Origin of the sequence: Pseudomonas abietaniphila (assembly GCF_900100795.1) — a bacterium.
In the GTDB taxonomy this organism is placed as follows: Bacteria; Pseudomonadota; Gammaproteobacteria; order Pseudomonadales; family Pseudomonadaceae; genus Aquipseudomonas; species Aquipseudomonas abietaniphila.
Genome location: NZ_FNCO01000011.1, coordinates 52,658 through 70,673, shown reverse-complemented (window position 1 = coordinate 70,673; position 18,016 = coordinate 52,658). Strand labels below are relative to the sequence as shown.

The following is an 18,016-nucleotide window of genomic DNA, read 5'->3' as shown; positions in this document are numbered from 1 at the left end:
CTAACGCCGCAAAACCTGTGGGAGACGTCCGAGGTTACGAGGGCAGCGAATGCGAAGGGTCATCCACCCTCCATTTCGCTGGCCCCCTTCATTAGCCATCCCGCCAAGCTGCCACGGCCTCTGGTTAGAATCAAAAGCCGTTCAACGGGATGTTGCGCGGGTGCTGCGTCGCAGGCTTTTGCGCGCCACAACCCGTTCGCGCACCTTGTCCCACGCCATGTTGAACAGCATCGTGTAGGGCAGGAACAACAGCAGCAATCCGATATCCAGCAGGAAGGCTTCCCACAGACTGATCGACAGCCACCACGCCGCCAGCGGCACGACCGCGACGATCAAACCGGTTTCGAACGAGATGGCGTGCAGTGCGCGAGCCTTCAAGGTCATGGCAAAGCCGAGTCGTGCCCGCAGCCGGTCAAATCCTGCGTTGAAGACCATGTTCCAGAGCATCGCCACGGTGGAAATCATCACCGTCATCGCGCCCATTTTGCCGAGGGACTGACCGAGTACCCAAGCCAGTCCCGGCGCGAACAGCAACACACCGATGAGTTCGAACAGCAGCGCGTGCAGGGCGCGCTCTTTGACGGATTTCGCAGGGACGGCCGACTTCGCGGCTTTCTCCCTGGAGAGGACGTTTACAGGCATGACGCATTCACTTTGTGACGGGGCAGGCGTGCATTGTCACCGGGCGATGAACTAAAGTGAAAATCGTTGTCATCGGAAAAACCGATGGATGAGAAGACGAGTGTAAGCATGAGCTATTCACCCGAAGCGCTGGAAGCGTTTGCCCAAGTCCTGGCCTTGGGGTCGTTCAGTGCGGCAGCGCGTCGATTGGGCAAGAGTCAGTCGACCATCAGCGAAGCCATTTCCCGGCTGGAAATCGATCTGGGTGTGGCGCTTTTCGACCGGTCGTCCAAACACCCGACGCTGACGGAAGCGGGCAGGGCGCTGCAAGGGCGGATCGAAGAACTGCTGGCCGCGTCCGACAAACTGCGCCGGGCCGCAGGCCGACTGGTGGAAGGCATGGAGCCGCGCTTGACCCTAGTGTTGTCCGACGCCAATCAGTTCGCTGAATTCGAGGCGCGCATGGCCGAGCTCGATCAACGTTTTCCCGAGATTGAACTGGAGTGCGTGTTCGCCGAGCACGGCGATGCGATCAACCTGATCCAGAGCGGTCGCGCCTCGCTCGGGCTGCTGTCAGCGCAGGCGAGCTATCCGCCGGAAGTCGGTTACGCGACGATTGCCGAACGTGCCGATTTTGGTCTCTTTGTGTCGCACACCCATCCGCTGGCCTCCGAACCGGCTGTCGATTACCACAGGCTTGCGCAGCATCGTGCGCTGCGTCTGAACACCCTCGTGGATGAAAGTGTTCCCACCAACGACCTGCCCAGCGGCGCGCGCCGCAGCTGGTCGGCGCCCAACTACCTGTTGTTGATGGACATGGCGGTGTTTGGTTTTGGCTGGTCGGCGCTGCCGCGCTGGCTGGTGCGCGGCTATGCACAGGGTCGGCTCAAGGAGTTGCAGGTGCCGGGATGGCCGCGCAGTTCGGCAGTGGACGTGATCTGGTCGCGGCAAAAGAGCCTGGGGCCAGCAGGCGCATGGTTGCTGGATACGTTGCTGGAGGGGCGAGGGGACTATTAGTAGACCGCTCGCAGGAAACGCTGATTCGGCGTTTCCTGCGAGCCTTCTTGGCTGTTGGAAGATTACGCGGGGAACCGCAGCGCATTGGTCAGATCGCCCATCGGCGCCTGGCCGCGAGCGATCATGGCATTGTCACGCTCGACGATACCGTCGAGCTTTTCCAGCCCGTGAACGCGGGTGATCAGGCGCAGGATGGAGGCCGTGTCATAAACGGTATGGTCCACCGTGCCTTTGCGGGCAAACGGCGAAATCACGATGGCTGGAACCCGTGTGCCAGGGCCCCAACGGTCACCTTTGGGCGGAGCCACGTGGTCCCACCAGCCGCCGTTTTCATCGACGGTGATGACGATCACCATGTTTTTCCATTGCGGACTGTTGCGCAGCATCTTCACGGCGCGGTCGATGTGTCGATCACCGGCCGCGACGTCGGCGTAACCGGCGTGCATGTTCAGGTTGCCCTGAGGTTTGTAGAAGGTCACGGCAGGCAGTTTGCCCGCTTCGACGTCGGCGAAGAATTTGTTGGTGCCCGAATCATCCCCGAGGCCGCCGTCGCGCAGACGCTTAGTGCGTTCATCAGCGTTTTGCGGACCTTGCTGCTTGAAATAGTTGAAGGGTTGGTGGTGGTACTGGAAGTTCGGGATCTTGGGGATGCCCGCCGAATCCTTGTACGCGTCCAGCGTCACCTGCCAGGCACCGGCGTACCACGCCCAGTCGACGTTCTTCTTCGACAGCTTGTCGCCGATGTGGTCATGGGTTTGCGGCACCAGCACGTTAGCCAGGTCGGGCTGGGAATAGTCCGGTTTTTCCTTGTCGCGCAGCCAGGTCGGCCAGTACGGCGGTGCCATGGTGTTCACCGCATAACCGTCGGGGGTCAGCAGGCTAGGCCCGAATTGGGGCGGGCCGTCCATGGCACTGGCCGGGGATTTTTCCAGCGGCTTGAGGCGGGTTTCCAGCGGGTCGCTGCTTTCCAGCGTGGCGATCTGCGACTTGGCGGGCGAGTTGGCCGCGTCTGGGTAGAACGGCACTCTGGCGGACACCAGGTACTGGTGGTTGAGGAACGAGCCGCCGAAAGCGCCCTGGAAGAAGTTGTCGCAGAGTACGAACTCCTTCGCGACGTCCCACAAACGAAGGGAATACTGGGTCTGACCGTAGTGGCCCATGGTCAGGCTGCCGGAATCGGCCCATGCCACGAAGCCGTCGTTCTTGCCGCCATTGATCTGCATCTGATTCTGATAGAACACGTGCCACAGGTCGCGGGTGACCACGTTCAACGGCAGGTCTTCGCCACTGGGGCCTTTGAGGGCATACGGCGCGTTCGGCAGGTTTTCCTGATACTGCACGCCAGTGGCGTAGGTCACGCCATCGACGCTCTGCGGGCCAACCTGGCACACGCCACCCCAGCACTGCGGCAGCTTGTCGAGCACGGCACCATTGCGGTCGCGCTGCCGGTAGTCTTCCGGCTTCACCGCCGACAAGGGTTTTTCCACGCCGGGGAAGTTAGCGAACAGGTTGTTGAAACTGCGGTTCTCGCCGTAGATCACCACGATGGTCTTGACGTTGTCCTGCAGCGCCTTGTCCAGCGCCGGACCGCTGAGCGAGGTTTCAAGGGTGGCGGACGTGCCATCGCTCGGCGTCTCGCTGGCGGTCACGACGCCACTCAAGGTGGCGCCAGCGCCCAGTACGGCAACGCCGCCGAGGAAGCGCCGGCGGCTGGTATCGGGGGGGGAATCAACAGAGTGATTGGTAGCGGACGGCTTGTTGGGGTCTTGTTGTTTGTCGCTCATCACGGCTCCTGATGCGGGATTCGAAGTGTTACTAATTATGTCGACGGAGCCTAATCCCGCAATGTGACGTTAATGCGACAGCTTGAAACGCTGGGTCCAGAGCCGTCCATGGCGTGCCGCAGCGACGTCCCGAGCCTTGGGCGTGGGTGTCAAGGCGCCGCTGCAGGCCGATCCGCTGGAAGGCCCGACACCGTGTTGTAGCGGCTCATGATCCGGTCGATCTCGCCCGACATGCGCATCCTCAGCAGAATCCGCATCAGGCGTTGCGCGGGAATTTGCGTGTCGTTGCGCACGATGCAACCCACAGGCTGTTCGTCGATGACGGCGACGCCACGCAGTTTCTGATCGTCGGGCAGGTTGCGGTTGAACCAGTCCAGCGACCACTGATTGCCCACGGCGTAGCGGTAACGGTGGACTTGCAGTTTCTGCAGCACCTGGACTTCGCTGCGCGCGTCATCGCGCTTCAAGCGGTGGCTGTCGAAGGCGGTTTGCAGGGTCGGGTAGGCGTAGCCGAGCACGGTGCCGATGGTTTCGTCGGTCAGGGTGTCCGGGGCTCTGGGCGTGGCGTTATCCGGCGTGCTGATCAACAGATCGCGCTGAATCAGCAGCGGCAAGCTCCATGTGTAATCGCCGGAGAGGTTGGGCATCCACGATTGCGCGGCATAGCAGCGCACGTCGATGGCGCCCCGTTCGAGCGTGCGCTGAACGCGCTGAATCGGCACCACGCGGTATTCCGCCGACAGGTTCGCCTGCGCCGCCATGCTTTGCATGATGTCGAAGATGATGCCGCCGGTAGGTTGATGGTCGTCGAGCTGCACCAGCGGCATCGACCACGCATCGGCGATGGAAAACCGTAACGGTATTTCCTGCGCCCCGACGGACCCGCTCATTAGCAATAAAGCGCTCAGTGTCAGCAACCGCATGAGGTCCCTCGGTGTGAGCCGAAATGCTATTGGGCAGTGATGGCAGTCTAGCGGCAGATTGTTTATATGCGCGCGTTCATATTGCCCGGATGCAATTTTGGCCCCGCTCCGCTAGCATTAGCGGTCTTCCGCAACCCAGTCGCGACGGTTTTCAATGAGTTATCAGGTTCTTGCACGTAAATGGCGTCCGCGCTCGTTCCGCGAAATGGTCGGCCAGACCCATGTGCTCAAGGCCTTGATCAACGCGCTGGACAGCCAGCGCCTGCACCATGCCTATTTATTCACCGGCACGCGCGGTGTCGGCAAGACCACCATCGCGCGAATCATCGCTAAATGCCTGAACTGTGAAACCGGTATTACTTCCACGCCCTGTGGTGAGTGTTCAGTGTGCCGCGAGATTGACGAAGGTCGCTTCGTCGACCTGATCGAAATCGACGCCGCGAGCCGCACCAAGGTCGAAGACACCCGAGAACTGCTGGACAACGTGCAGTACGCGCCCAGCCGTGGCCGCTTCAAGGTCTACCTGATCGATGAAGTGCACATGCTGTCCAGCCATTCGTTCAACGCCTTGCTGAAAACGCTGGAAGAGCCGCCGCCCTACGTCAAGTTCATCCTGGCGACCACCGATCCGCAGAAGCTGCCAGCGACCATTCTGTCCCGTTGCCTGCAGTTCTCCCTGAAAAACATGACGCCCGAGCGCGTGGTCGAGCACCTAACCCACGTGCTGGGCGCTGAAAACATTCCGTTCGAAGACGACGCACTGTGGCTGCTCGGTCGTGCCGCCGACGGCTCGATGCGGGACGCCATGAGCCTGACCGACCAGGCGATCGCCTTCGGCGAGGGCAAAGTGCTGGCCACTGACGTGCGAGCGATGCTCGGCACGCTGGACCACGGCCAGGTGTATGACGTGCTCACGGCACTCATCGACGGCGACGCGCGCTCCTTGCTGGAAGCCGTGCGCCACCTGGCTGAACAAGGCCCGGACTGGAGCGGCGTGCTCTCGGAAATCCTCAACGTGTTGCACCGTGTTGCGATTGCGCAGGCCTTGCCTGAGGGCGTCGACAACGGTCACGGCGACCGGGACCGCGTGTTGGCGCTGGCCCAGGCATTGCCGGCCGAGGACGTGCAGTTCTATTACCAGATGGGCCTGATCGGGCGTCGCGATTTGCCTTTGGCGCCGGACCCGCGCGGCGGTTTTGAGATGGTCCTGCTGCGCATGTTGGCGTTCCGCCCCGCCGACAGCGAAAACGCGCCGAGACAGCCGTTAAAGTCAGTGGGGATCAACCCGGCCACGGTTGATTCCCAGACAACGGTGGCCGGTGCAGCGCCTGTTGCGCCGATACCGGCCCCGGCTCCGGCAGCATCAACGCCTGCGCCCGCTGCTGTTCTTGAACAGCCTGCACCCGTGACGCCATCCGCGCCCGCATACGCACCGGCGCCCGTCGCTGAAACGGTTGCGGCGTCAGCGCCGGTCGAAGAAGTGGACCTGCCCTGGAATGAGCCGAAAGCAGCGTCGCCAGTCAGTGAGCCTGAACCGGCCCCGGCCGCTGTGGCTGAAGACATTCCCGAGCCCGTTCTCGACACCGTGGCCGAGCAACCCGAGCTGACGCCGATGCCGACGCCCGCACCTGCGAGCCCGGTGCCGGATGCGCCGGAAGTCGAGTCGCAGGAGCCTATCCCGGCGGCCGCCGAGGTCGTCACCCCGGCGATGCTCGAACAGGTGCCCGACGCCGCGCCGTACGTGCCTGCGCCCATGGAACGTGACGACGAGCCGCCACCTGATGATGACTATTACGAGCCGGATGTCGACATTGATCCGGCGTCGTTCGCCTATCTGGACGACCTGGCCCACGACACGGCCGAGGCGGTGGAGAAAGAGCCTGAATTGCTCCCGGCTGCCAAACCGGCGACCGGCCTTGCCGCCGACTGGCTCGACCTGTTTCCGAAACTGCCGATTTCCGGCATGACCGGCAGCATTGCCGCCAACTGCACCCTGATGTCGGTCGACGGCGACAACTGGCTGCTGCACCTGGACCCAGCCCACAGCGCGCTGTTCAACTCGACGCAGCAGCGCCGCCTGAACGATGCGCTGAACCAATACCATGAACGCACCATCAACCTGAGTATCGAGCTGATCAAGCCCGAACAGGAAACCCCGGCTCAGGCGGCGGCGCGTCGGCGTGCCGACCGCCAGCGTCAGGCCGAGGCGTCGATCCACGCCGATCCGTTCATCCAGCAGATGCTCGAACAGTTTGGCGCCAGGATCCGTGAGGATACGATTGCGCCCGTGGATGCTCCCGTTGTACAGACCCCTTAATTCCCGCAAGGCGCTAAGCTGAGTTAGCGCCGCGCAACGACCCCATCGACGTTCGAGGAGAACTCCCATGATGAAAGGTGGCATGGCTGGCCTGATGAAGCAGGCCCAGCAGATGCAGGAAAAAATGGCCAAGATGCAGGAAGAACTGGCCAATGCCGAAGTGACCGGCCAATCGGGCGCAGGCCTGGTGAGCGTGGTGATGACCGGTCGTCACGACGTCAAGCGCGTTAGCCTGGACGACAGCCTGATGCAGGAAGACAAGGAAATCCTTGAAGACCTGATCGCCGCAGCCGTCAACGACGCCGTGCGCAAGATCGAAGCGGCCAGCCAGGAAAAAACCGCCAGCATGACTGCCGGCATGCAACTGCCGCCAGGCATGAAGCTGCCGTTCTGACCGAGCGGTTGTTGCGGCACCCGAATGCCAGGCCCAGTGCCTGGCATTTTTGTAAGCGTTTCTAGACGACCGACGGATACTCTCCGGGCGGCGTAAACCCTGTGGGAGCGAATTTATTCGCGATTGGCCAGCCGCCTCGACACATTCCTGCCGCCTGAACCATTTTTCGCGAATGAATTCGCTCCCACCGTAATCAGGCGTCTGGTCTGTGATGGCTGAGTCGATTTCATGGATGCCTCTGTCGTCAAGCCTCGCTGCTACGGGTTACCCCTCTCGTTGCTTGGGGTATTTTCTGCGTTCATTACGTGTCTCATACTGCCGCCGCATCCAACCGAACCGCTCCCGAGCGCTGCGGTCTGCTTTCTATAGCCTGTCACTCATCGATAAAGGAACCGCTCCGATGTCGCAAGAATTGATCCTCAACCAGCGTGTCGTCCTGGCCTCTCGTCCCCAAGGTTCGCCGACGCCGGAGAATTTTCGGCTTGAGCGCGAGGCACTGCCTGACGTGCAGGACGGCCAGGTTCAACTGCGCACGCTGTACCTTTCCCTCGATCCCTACATGCGCGGTCGCATGAGTGACGCGCCGTCCTATGCGCCGCCGGTGGAAATCGACGCCGTCATGGAGGGCGGGGCAGTCAGCGTGGTCGAGCAATCGCGCAACCCGGCGTTCAAGGAAGGCGATCTGGTGGTCGGGCAAACCGGATGGCAGACCCACAGCCTCTCCGATGGCAAGAACCTCATGCAGGTGCCTAAAGACTTGCCGAGCCCGTCGATGGCCGTGGGCGTGCTCGGGATGCCGGGCATCACGGGTTACATGGGCTTGATGAACATTGGCCAGCCCAAGTCCGGCGAAACCCTGGTGGTCGCTGCGGCGTCCGGCGCGGTCGGCTCGGTGGTCGGGCAAGTCGCCAAGCTGCACGGTCTGCGTGTGGTCGGGATTGCCGGTGGTATCGACAAATGTCGCTACGTCATGGACGAGTTGGGCTTTGACGCCTGTATCGATCACAAGAGCGAGCATTTTGCCGAGCAACTGAGCGAGGCCTGTCCCAGTGGCATCGACATCTATTTCGAACTGGTGGGCGGCAAGGTCTTCGAAGCGGTACTGCCGCTACTGAACCAGCACGCCCGCATACCTCTGTGCGGCCTGATTGCTCAGTACAATGCCCAGCGCCTGCCCGACGGTCCGAATTACCTGCCGCTGCTGATGCGCACGCTGTTGACCAAGCGCGCGAAGATTCAGGGTTTTATCGTCTACGAGGAGTACTACCATCGCCTGGAAGAATTCATGCAGGCCATGGTGCCGTTGGTGAAGGACGGCAAGGTGAAATTCCGCGAAGACGTGGTCGAAGGCCTGGAGCACGCGCCGGATGCGTTCATCGGCATGCTCGAAGGCAAGAACTTCGGCAAGCTGGTGGTGAAGGTGTCGTAAGCGTGATTTGACGCTCACCGGAGGCGCGGGTATAAACCGCGTCTCGTGTATTTGTCGGACCTTTCCCCAATGAGCTTCAGCCCACTGATTCGCCAGTTGATCGACTCCCTGCGCATTCTGCCTGGCGTCGGTCAGAAAACCGCCCAGCGCATGGCGTTGCAGTTGCTTGAGCGCGATCGCAGCGGTGGCTCACGCCTGGCTCAGGCGCTGAGTCAGGCCATGGAAGGCGTTGGACACTGCAAACAGTGCCGCACCCTCACCGAAGAAGAACTGTGCCCTCAGTGTTCCGATGTCCGTCGGGATGACACGCTGCTGTGCGTGGTGGAAGGCCCAATGGACGTGTATGCCGTGGAGCAGACGGGCTATCGCGGTCGCTACTTCGTCCTCAAGGGGCACTTGTCGCCGCTCGATGGCCTCGGGCCTGAGGCCATCGGTATCCCGCAACTGATGGCACGGATCGAAGAGCAAGGCACGTTCACCGAAGTGATCCTGGCAACCAACCCGACCGTGGAAGGTGAGGCCACCGCGCATTACATCGCCCAGTTGCTCAACAACAAGGGCCTGATCACGTCCCGGATTGCCCACGGCGTCCCGCTGGGCGGTGAGCTGGAACTGGTGGACGGCGGCACGCTGGCGCATTCCTTCGCAGGGCGCAAGCCAATCCAGCTTTGACGTTAAAAGCTTTGACGTTTGGCCCAGCACTGTAGGAGCCGGCTTGCTGGCGAACGCGTCGGGTCAGCCACATCCAGGGTGAATGACACACCGATTTCGTCGGAACGCCGCCCGCACCAAGCCGGCTACAGTTTCGTCCGCTGATCGGGCCGGCCTTATTTATCCGTCAGCGCAAACTGCGTCAGGCAGAACGTCGGGATTTCCATGTCTTGCAGGCGTTGCGAGCCGCCCAGCTCAGGCAGGTCGATGATGGCGGCCGCTTCGTGCACCTTCGCGCCCATGCGGCGGATGAGGTTGGCGGCTGCGATCAGCGTGCCGCCCGTGGCAATCAGGTCATCGAACATCACCACCGCGTCGCCGTCGCACAGGCTGTCGGCGTGAACTTCCAGAAACGCTTCGCCGTATTCGGTCTGATAACCCTCTGACAGCACGTCTGCGGGCAGCTTGCCCTGTTTGCGGAACAGCACCAGAGGTTTGTTGAGTTCGTAGGCGATGATTGAGCCGATCAGGAATCCGCGGGCATCCATGGCACCCACGTGGGTGAAGTCCGAGTCGATGTAACGCTGCACGAAACTGTCCATCACCAGGCGCAGCGCCTTGGGCGACTGAAACAGCGGGGTGATGTCGCGAAAAATGACGCCAGGCTTGGGGAAGTCCACCACGGGGCGGATCAGGGATTTGAAGCTGAATTCGTCGAAAATCATCGAAAGGTCTCGGGCAGGAGATACACGCAAAGAGCGTAGTTTAAGCCTGCCCGGCCTGTGTCGCCATCAGCTTTCCAGCGAACCGCCCGCCAGCGCGCACAGCTGGATGGGGTCAAGAATGTGAATTTCCTTGCCTTCGGCGGCGATCAGCGCGTTCTGCTGAAAGCGGGTGAACACCCGGGATACGGTTTCCACGGCCAGGCCCAGGTAATTGCCGATTTCGTTGCGCGACATGCTCAGACGGAACTGATTGGCGGAAAAGCCGCGCGCCTGGAAGCGGGCCGACAAGTTGACCAAGAACGTGGCGATGCGCTCGTCCGCGGTTTTCTTCGACAGCAACAGCATCATTTGCTGGTCGTCGCGGATCTCGCGGCTCATGACGCGCATCAACTGACGACGCAGTTGTGGCAATTGCACCGACAGCTCATCCAGACGCTCGAAGGGAATTTCACACACCGAGGTCGTTTCCATGGCCTGGGCGGAGACGGGGTAGGCTTCTGCGTCCATGCCTGATAGCCCGACCAGTTCGCTGGGCAGATGGAAGCCGGTGAGCTGCTCTTCGCCGCTGTCGCTCAAGCTGAAGGTCTTCAGCGCGCCGGACCGCACGGCGTAGACCGAGTCGAAGGTATCGCCCTGACGAAACAGGAACTCGCCTTTTTTCAGGGGGCGGCCACGTTTGACGATTTCGTCGAGTGCGTCCATGTCTTCAAGGTTCAATGACAGCGGGAGGCACAACGGGGCCAGGCTGCAATCCTTGCAGTGAGCCTGGGTATGAGCACGCATCTTTACTGGCTCAGACATCGGGTAATTCCTTGTAAAAAAACACACATAAGTCGTAAGGGTAACCCACGGGTCAAGGCCTCGACTAGCACGCGCCCTCCATGGCGTGAAATGGATTCCTGCTGCTTAAACAGAAACGTCCTAGATCACTCGCGAAAACCGCTGACGGTTTTGAACGCTCATATAGGCGTCGAAGACCATGCAGATCGAGCGCACCAGCAAGCGTCCGGCCGGGGTGACACGGATGCCGTTGCTGTCCAGGTGAATCAATCCGTCTTTGGCCATCTGCAGCAACCTGGGCCAGCTTTCGCTGAAGTAGCCGCGAAAATCGATACCGAACTCATCGTTGATCGGGGCGAAGTCGAGCGAGCAGTGACAGATCAACTGCTGAATGACCGCTCGCCGTATGCGGTCGTCGTCGTTGCAGATCAGCCCTCGTTTGGTCGCCAGTTGATCGCTGGCGATCAGGTTCTGGTACTCGTTGAGGTCGTTGCTGTTCTGCGCGTACAGATCGCCGATCTGGCTGATGGCCGAGACCCCCAGGCCGATCAGGTCGCAGTGGCCGTGGGTGGTGTAGCCCTGGAAGTTGCGCTGCAGCGTGCCTTCTTCCTGAGCGATGGCCAGGTCATCATCGGGCAGGGCGAAATGGTCCATGCCGATGTAGCGGTAACCGGCCTGGGTCAGTTGCTCGATGGTGCGCTGCAGTATCTGCAGTTTGTGTTCGGCGCTGGGCAACTGCGCCGTGTCGATGCGCCGCTGGGGCATGAAGCGTTCGGGCAGGTGTGCGTAGTTGAACACCGACAGACGATCGGGTTGCAGGGCAATGACTTCGTCGACCGTGCGCGCGAACCCCTCGGGTGTCTGCAGCGGCAGTCCGTAGATGAGGTCGATGTTCACCGAACGAAATTGCAGCGTGCGGGCGGCTTCGACGATCGCGCGGGTTTCTTCCAGGCTTTGCAGGCGGTTGATAGCGCGTTGCACCAGCGGATCGAGGTCTTGCACGCCAAGGCTGACACGGTTGAAGCCCAGCTCGCGGAGCAGGCCCATGGTCGACCAATCCGCCTCGCGAGGGTCTATCTCGATGCCGTAATCGCCGGAGTGGTCGTCCAGCAAGGTGAAGTGCTGGCGCAGGTGCGCCATCAACTGACGCAGTTCGACATGGCTGAGAAAGGTCGGCGTGCCGCCACCGAAATGCAGCTGTTCAACCACCTGACGCCCGTCGACGTGGCGGGCGATCATCTGGATCTCCTGTTCCAGTCGCTGCAGATAGACGTGAGCACGGCTGCGGTCCTTGGTGATGACCTTGTTGCAGGCACAGTAGTAGCAAATGTTGGCGCAGAACGGGACGTGCACGTACAGCGACAATGGGCGCACAGCCTTGCGGCTTTCACGCATTGCATGCAACAGATCGAACGCACCCACCTGCGTATGGAACTGCACGGCGGTGGGATAGGACGTATAGCGCGGCCCGGTCAGGTCGTAGCGACGGATGAGTTCAGAATCCCAACGAAGGTCGTCGAGCATGCGGGCATTCCCGAAAAGGCTGGCGGTGAAGGCAGTTTAGGGAGAGCGGGTCGAGCCACTATTGACCTGGATCAATGGATGGCCGACATCCTCAGTGGGAGCGAATTCATTCGCGAAAGGTAGGGGAGGCGACAGACGTCCAGCGACCCATCCTGCCAATTGCGAATGAATTCGCACACAGGAAGCTAACGCACCGGAAGGCATGGGTGAGTGCTCAATGCCCCATCAACCAGTGCTGATGCGGGCCGGGCAGCGTCCACAGGCCAAACACAATCACCAACAGTCCACCGGCGACGCGCACGCCTCGTTTTCGCAGCAGGGCCGTGGTGCGGTCGGCGGCAAGGCCGGTGGCAATCAGGACGGGCCAGGTGCCGATCCCGAAGGCCAGCATCAGCAGTGCACTGTAAAGCGCATTGCCCTGACTCGCCGCCCAGAGCAAGGTGCTGTAGACCAGCCCGCAGGGCAGCCAGCCCCATGCCGCGCCGAGCAGCAATGCGCGCGGCAGGCTCGACACCGGCAGCAGTCGGCTGGCAACCGGCTGAATGTAGCGCCATAGCCAGCGTCCCAACCCTTCAATGCGTGTCAGACCGCTCCACCATCCCGCCAGGTACAGGCCCATGGCGATCAACAGCACGGCAGCCATCACCCGCAGAATCATCGCGCCGGGGCTGTTGGCGACCGCCCAACCCGCCAGGCCAATCAACAATCCCGCGCAGGCGTAGCTGAAAATGCGCCCGACGTTGTAGGCCAGCAACAGGCGCAAGCGTCGGCTGCGTTGCTCTTTGGGGATCGCCATCGTCAACGCCCCCATCAGACCGCCACACATGCCCAGGCAATGCCCGCCGCCGAGCAGGCCGAGAATCAGGGCCGAGAGCAGCTGGGGGAGGAGATCAGGCATGCATGTGGCCCGAAGGTTCTGTAGCGATGACACCGACGCCATCGCGGGCAAGCGCGCTCCTGCAGTTGACGTGCCGTGCGTAGATCCTCGCACCAACACTGATCCCTTGTAGGAGCGCGCTTGCCCGCGAAGAGGCCAGCCGCTGCACCGCAAAACCTGAATTCATCACCCGTTATTCTTCTCGTCCGCTTTCTGACCGTTTTTCCCCGACGCTTCATCCACGCCAGCCTTGTGCCCCGGATCCTGATCATCGAAAAGAATGCTGTGCGCCGGACCGTCGAGGTCGTCGTACTGACCGCTGTCCACGGCCCAGAAGAACACGTAGATCGCCACGGCCACGATCAACAGGGCCACCGGGATCATGATGTATAGCGCGGGCATTGAGCCTCCGAAATCCAGGGCGTGTGGAGCGAGAACGGGTTCATGCCGGCAATGGCCGGTGGCTGTCGACCACCCCGGGCGTGGGCTTGTCGAACTTCGTGCGAGTCAGACGCAGCGCATTGAGCACGACGATCAGCGAACTGACGGACATGCCCGCAGCCGCCCACAGTGGCGTTATCCAGCCCAGCGCGGCGAATGGCAGCATGAGGCCATTGTAGAGCGCCGCCCACCACAGATTCTGCAGGATGACGCGGCGCGTCCGCCGAGCCAGCGTGAACGCCTGAACCAACGCCTGTAAGCGATTGGACAGCAGCACCGCGTCGGCAGTCGTTTTCGCCAGATCAGTGGCAGACCCCATGGCAACGCTGATGTCAGCGGCGGCCAGGACCGGCACGTCGTTGATGCCATCACCCAGCATCAACACCTTGTGCCCCTGAGCCCTGAGCTGTTGCAGGATCTGCAGCTTGTCATCCGGTCGCAGGCTGCCGCGCGCCTCGTCGATCCCCAGCTGTTCGGCCACGCTGGCGACCATCGGCGAGCTGTCCCCGGACAGCAGCAAGGTCTTCCAGCCACGCTGTTTGCAGGCCCGGACCAGGGCCGCCGCGTCATCGCGCAACCGATCATCCAGCACCAGCCAGGCCAGCGCCTGAGTCTCGTCGCCCAGCAACAACCATTGGCCGGGTTCGTCCGGCATGCTCGGCACGGGGCTGTCACTGAGCGCACAGACGAAATCTGCCTGGCCAATGCGCAGTCGTCGCGTTCCGACGCGTCCCTCAAGCCCCAGGCCCGGCGTGCTGAGCACGTCGTCAGCCATCAGCGGCGTGCTGCCAAATGCACGGGCGATAGGGTGTTCTGAGCGGCTTTCGAGCGCCGCCGCCAGGCTCAGACAGTCGTCACTGCCCAGCGGTCCCAGGCTGCGGATTGCCCTGAGCGTCAAACGGCCTTCGGTCAGCGTGCCGGTTTTGTCGAAGATCACCGTATCGATCTGATTAAGCCCTTCCAGCACATGCCCACGTGTCAGCAGCAGCCCGAGGGCGTGCAGCGTGCCGGTGGCGGTGGTCAACGCCGTGGGTGTCGCCAGTGACAGCGCGCACGGGCACGTCGCGACCAGCATGGCCAAAACGATCCAGAATGCCCGGCTGGGGTCCAGTTGCCACCACAGCGCCCCAATGACGGCGGCGGCGATCAGCGAGATCAGCAAGAACCACTGCGCCGCGCGATCAGCGACCTGCGCCAGACGCGGCTTTTGGGACTGGGCACGCTCGAGCAACCGGACGATGGCCGACAGTCGGGTGTCGAGGCCCAGGGCGAGGACTTCGACGGTCAGCACGCTTTCGACGTTCAACGTGCCCGCGGTCACGGCATCGCCGGGGACGCGCGGGTGAGGCAGGTATTCGCCGGTGAGCAGCGATTCATCGATGCTCGATTGACCGTGGACGATACGACCATCGGCGGGCAATACCGCGCCGGGATGCACCAGCACCTTGTCGTTGAGCCGCAGCTCACGGAGCAGAATCCGCTCGCTCTGACCGTCCTCGTTCACACGCAGGCATGACGCCGGCAGCAGATTGATCAATTGTGCGGTGGCGGCGGCGGTGCGTTCCCGAGCGCGCCGTTCCAGGTAGCGTCCGGTCAGCAGGAACAGCGCGAACATGCCCACCGCGTCGAAATACAGCTCGCCGACGCCGGTGATCGCCGTCCAGATGCCCGCCACGTAGGCCAGGCCGATGGCCAGCGACACCGAGACATCCATCGTCAGATGACGTGTGCGCAGGTCTCGAAAGGCGCCTCTGAAAAACGGCGCGCAGCTGTAGAACACGATGGGCGTGGTCAGAAACATCGCCACCCAGCGCAGGATGGTGTGCATTTCAGGGCTGAGGTCGATGTTGAATTCCGGCCACGTCGCCATCGTGGCCATCATGGCCTGAAACCACAGCAGGCCGGCAACTCCCAACTGACGCAGGCTGCGCCGGTTGTCCTGAGCCAACTGTTCGCTGGCCTCGTCGGCTTGCCAGGGATGGCCTGCGTAACCAATGCTGCGCAGTTCATTCAGCACCTGGCTGAGTGGCAGGGAGGCGTCTTTCCAGCGCAGGTAAAGCCGGTGACTGGACAGGTTCAGGCGTGCTTCGACGACGGCAGGCAGCGTGCGCAAATGGCGCTCGATCAACCAGCCACAAGCGGCACAACTGATGCCTTCGATCATCAGCGTGGTTTCGGCCAGGTCCTCGTCGTGATGCACGAAAGGTGCCTGCACGTCGGGCCGGTCGTACAGCGCCTGCTCGTCGAGCAAGTGTGACGGCAAGGCTTGCGGATGGGTCGAGGCTTCGCTGCGGTGGGCGTAATAGCCTTCCAGCCCGCCCGCGACGATGGCCTGTGCCACGGCCTGACAACCGGGGCAGCAGAATTCACGGGCTTGGCCGAGTACGACAGCGGTAAAACGACCTCCAGATGGAACGGGCAGGGCGCAGTGGAAACAAGGCGTTATGACCACGGATCATTCCCACGCGCAGCGTGGTGAAGAGGGTCGTGACGCTCGATGGTCATTCTCACTTCTTTTCCGCACCTTGAATCGGCTCGTCGCCCAGGATCAAGTCCTTGTCGCGGGTAATGGCTTCTTCTTCGAACAGGCGCCAGGTCTGGCTGTTTTCCACGCCCAGCAGTTCGACGAAGCGCCGGCCTTCGACCTTGTCGCTCATTTGTCCGACATAGCGACCCGGCTGGGCAGGGTTGCGCGCGAGCACGATCTTGCGGTCCTTTTCCGGTTGAGTCGGCGAGATCAGGTTCAGGACCAGCGTTTCAGGGCGGCTGTTCCCCGTCAGTCGCAGGTCGGCTTCGCCGGTGACGTCATCGAGGGTGACGGTCGCACGCAGTTTCAGTGTCTGGGCAAGCAGCTCACGGTCCAGCGAGCGGTTGATTCCTTTGCCGGCTTCGTAATAGTTGTCGTTGACCAGGTTGTCAGGGTTGTTGACCGCAATGGTCACCATGGACAGCGTCAGCGTGACCGAGCAGGCCAGAATGCCGATGATGATCCACGGCCAAAGATGCTTGTACCAAGGGCTTGAGGCGGTTGCTGCGGTCATGTCTGACATCTCTTAACGAACGTGTGGGCCGATGAATCGGCTCTTGGCTTGAATTTCGGTGCCGCTGTTTTCAATGTCCTTGAGGGTGAACGTCACCTCGTTGGTGCTCGACGGCAGCTGTTCCGGAGACACCGACAGCTCGACCGGCAGGGTGAAGATTTCACCGGCGGCGACCTTGATCTCGCGTTGCCCTTGCAGTTTCAGGTCCGGCAGGCCAGTCGCGTCGAGGACGTAGGTGTGATCGACCTGATCCTTGTTCATCACCTTCAGGCTGTAGACGTTTTCGATGCGCCCTTCGGCGTTTTCGCGGTACAGCACGCGGTCTTTGCTGACGTCGAAGCCCACCAGCGAGCGCATGAAGAAGGCGCCCGTCAGCGCGCCGATCATCACCACCAGGACCACCGCATAACCGATCAGGCGCGGCCGCAGTGTGTGTGTGGTTTGTCCGGACAGGTTGTGTTCGGTGGTGTAGCTGATCAGGCCGCGAGGGTAGTTCATCTTGTCCATGATGGTGTCGCAGGCATCGATACAGGCGGCGCAGCCGATGCACTCGATCTGCAGGCCGTCGCGGATGTCGATGCCGGTCGGGCAGACCTGCACGCACATCGTGCAATCGATGCAGTCGCCCAGTCCGTTCGCCTTGTAATCCAGCTCCTTTTTGCGCGGGCCGCGTTTCTCACCACGACGCGGGTCGTAGGAGACGATCAGGGTGTCTTTGTCGAACATCACGCTCTGAAAGCGCGCGTATGGGCACATATAGATGCACACCTGTTCGCGCAGCCAGCCAGCGTTGCCATAGGTGGCGAGGGTGAAGAACCCGATCCAGAAATAAGACCAGCCATCGGCCTGACCGGTGAAGAAGTCGACGGTCAGGTCGCGGATGGGTGAGAAATAACCGACGAAGGTCAGGCCTGTGACAAACCCGATCAGCAGCCACAGGCTGTGTTTGGCCAGTTTGCGGGTGAGCTTGTTGGCGCTCATCGGCGCCTTGTCCAGTTTCATGCGCTGGTTGCGGTCGCCCTCGGTGACCTTTTCGCACCACATGAAGATCCAGGTCCACACGCTCTGCGGACAGGTGTAACCGCACCAGACGCGGCCCGCGAACACGGTGATGAAAAACAGCCCGAAGGCGCTGACGATCAGAATGCCGGACAGCAGGATGAAGTCCTGTGGCCAGAACGTGGCTCCGAAAATGTAGAACTTGCGTTCGGGCAAATTCCACCAGACCGCCTGGTGTCCGCCCCAATCGAGCCAGACGGTGCCGAAGTACAACAGAAACAGCACGATCCCGCCGCCGATCCGCAGGTTGCGAAACAGTCCGGTGAACGCCCGGGTGTAGATCTTCTCCCGAGAGGCATAGAGGTCGACGGTGTCATCGTCTTTTTTGGCCGGCGGCGTGACGTTGTGTACCGGAATCTGGTTGCTCATCGCAGCATACTCATCGAGGCGTGCTCATTGAAGCGTTCCACGGCGGTGGCTAAATGCCTCGGTC

The 18,016-nt window shown here is 61.7% G+C and carries 16 protein-coding genes; 5 read left to right on the top strand and 11 right to left on the bottom strand.

The features are described 5' to 3' along the window. Positions 1-141: 141 nt before the first annotated feature. Complete coding sequence (locus BLS87_RS20605; RefSeq protein WP_074755066.1) at positions 142-642, bottom strand: multidrug/biocide efflux PACE transporter; 501 nt, start codon at positions 640-642, stop codon at positions 142-144. Between the two features lie 108 nt (positions 643-750). On the opposite strand from BLS87_RS20605, the gene BLS87_RS20600 reads away from it, so the two are divergent. After that, complete coding sequence (locus BLS87_RS20600; protein ID WP_074755064.1) at positions 751-1,638, top strand: LysR family transcriptional regulator; 888 nt, start codon at positions 751-753, stop codon at positions 1,636-1,638. 62 nt (positions 1,639-1,700) lie between these two features. On the opposite strand, the gene BLS87_RS20595 is transcribed toward BLS87_RS20600, so the two are convergent. Further along, entirely contained in the window at positions 1,701-3,422 is a 1,722-nt protein-coding gene (locus tag BLS87_RS20595) for an acid phosphatase (protein ID WP_074755062.1), read from the bottom strand. Positions 3,423-3,571: 149 nt separating this feature from the next. Then, positions 3,572-4,345, bottom strand: coding sequence for a substrate-binding periplasmic protein (locus BLS87_RS20590; protein WP_074755060.1), 774 nt, complete (start codon positions 4,343-4,345; stop codon positions 3,572-3,574). A 154-nt stretch (positions 4,346-4,499) separates the two neighbouring features. On the opposite strand from BLS87_RS20590, the gene dnaX reads away from it, so the two are divergent. The 4 genes from dnaX to recR all read left to right on the top strand — a co-directional run bounded on the left by dnaX (position 4,500) and on the right by recR (position 9,157). Next, positions 4,500-6,662 (top strand): DNA polymerase III subunit gamma/tau, encoded by a 2,163-nt coding sequence (gene dnaX / locus BLS87_RS20585; protein ID WP_074755058.1) that lies wholly within the window; start codon positions 4,500-4,502, stop codon positions 6,660-6,662. Positions 6,663-6,729: 67 nt separating this feature from the next. Next, positions 6,730-7,056, top strand: a complete 327-nt coding sequence (locus tag BLS87_RS20580) for a YbaB/EbfC family nucleoid-associated protein (protein WP_062385680.1) — start codon at positions 6,730-6,732, stop codon at positions 7,054-7,056. Between the two features lie 400 nt (positions 7,057-7,456). Continuing rightward, positions 7,457-8,485, top strand: coding sequence for an NADP-dependent oxidoreductase (locus BLS87_RS20575; RefSeq protein ID WP_074755056.1), 1,029 nt, complete (start codon positions 7,457-7,459; stop codon positions 8,483-8,485). Between the two features lie 69 nt (positions 8,486-8,554). Beyond that, on the top strand, positions 8,555-9,157 hold the full coding sequence (recR, locus tag BLS87_RS20570; RefSeq protein WP_074755055.1) for a recombination mediator RecR: 603 nt from the start codon (positions 8,555-8,557) through the stop codon (positions 9,155-9,157). A gap of 155 nt (positions 9,158-9,312) precedes the next feature. Here recR and BLS87_RS20565 read toward each other — a convergent pair whose 3' ends face one another. The 8 genes from BLS87_RS20565 to ccoG form a co-directional block, all read right to left on the bottom strand. Further along, positions 9,313-9,861, bottom strand: a complete 549-nt coding sequence (locus BLS87_RS20565; protein ID WP_074755053.1) for an adenine phosphoribosyltransferase — start codon at positions 9,859-9,861, stop codon at positions 9,313-9,315. Positions 9,862-9,927: 66 nt separating this feature from the next. Beyond that, entirely contained in the window at positions 9,928-10,662 is a 735-nt protein-coding gene (fnr, locus tag BLS87_RS20560; protein WP_074755051.1) for a fumarate/nitrate reduction transcriptional regulator Fnr, read from the bottom strand. Between the two features lie 120 nt (positions 10,663-10,782). Continuing rightward, positions 10,783-12,165, bottom strand: a complete 1,383-nt coding sequence (gene hemN / locus BLS87_RS20555) for an oxygen-independent coproporphyrinogen III oxidase (RefSeq protein WP_074755049.1) — start codon at positions 12,163-12,165, stop codon at positions 10,783-10,785. Positions 12,166-12,379: 214 nt separating this feature from the next. Beyond that, entirely contained in the window at positions 12,380-13,063 is a 684-nt protein-coding gene (locus tag BLS87_RS20550; protein WP_074755403.1) for a sulfite exporter TauE/SafE family protein, read from the bottom strand. Positions 13,064-13,228: 165 nt separating this feature from the next. Continuing rightward, positions 13,229-13,444 (bottom strand): cbb3-type cytochrome oxidase assembly protein CcoS, encoded by a 216-nt coding sequence (gene ccoS, locus BLS87_RS20545; RefSeq protein ID WP_074755047.1) that lies wholly within the window; start codon positions 13,442-13,444, stop codon positions 13,229-13,231. Between the two features lie 40 nt (positions 13,445-13,484). Beyond that, on the bottom strand, positions 13,485-15,935 hold the full coding sequence (locus BLS87_RS20540; RefSeq protein WP_074755045.1) for a heavy metal translocating P-type ATPase: 2,451 nt from the start codon (positions 15,933-15,935) through the stop codon (positions 13,485-13,487). A 55-nt stretch (positions 15,936-15,990) separates the two neighbouring features. Then, a complete protein-coding gene (locus BLS87_RS20535) occupies positions 15,991-16,524 on the bottom strand; it encodes a FixH family protein (RefSeq protein WP_074755043.1) in 534 nt (177 codons plus the stop codon). Between the two features lie 12 nt (positions 16,525-16,536). Beyond that, entirely contained in the window at positions 16,537-17,952 is a 1,416-nt protein-coding gene (gene ccoG / locus BLS87_RS20530; protein WP_074755041.1) for a cytochrome c oxidase accessory protein CcoG, read from the bottom strand. Positions 17,953-18,016 lie beyond the last annotated feature (64 nt).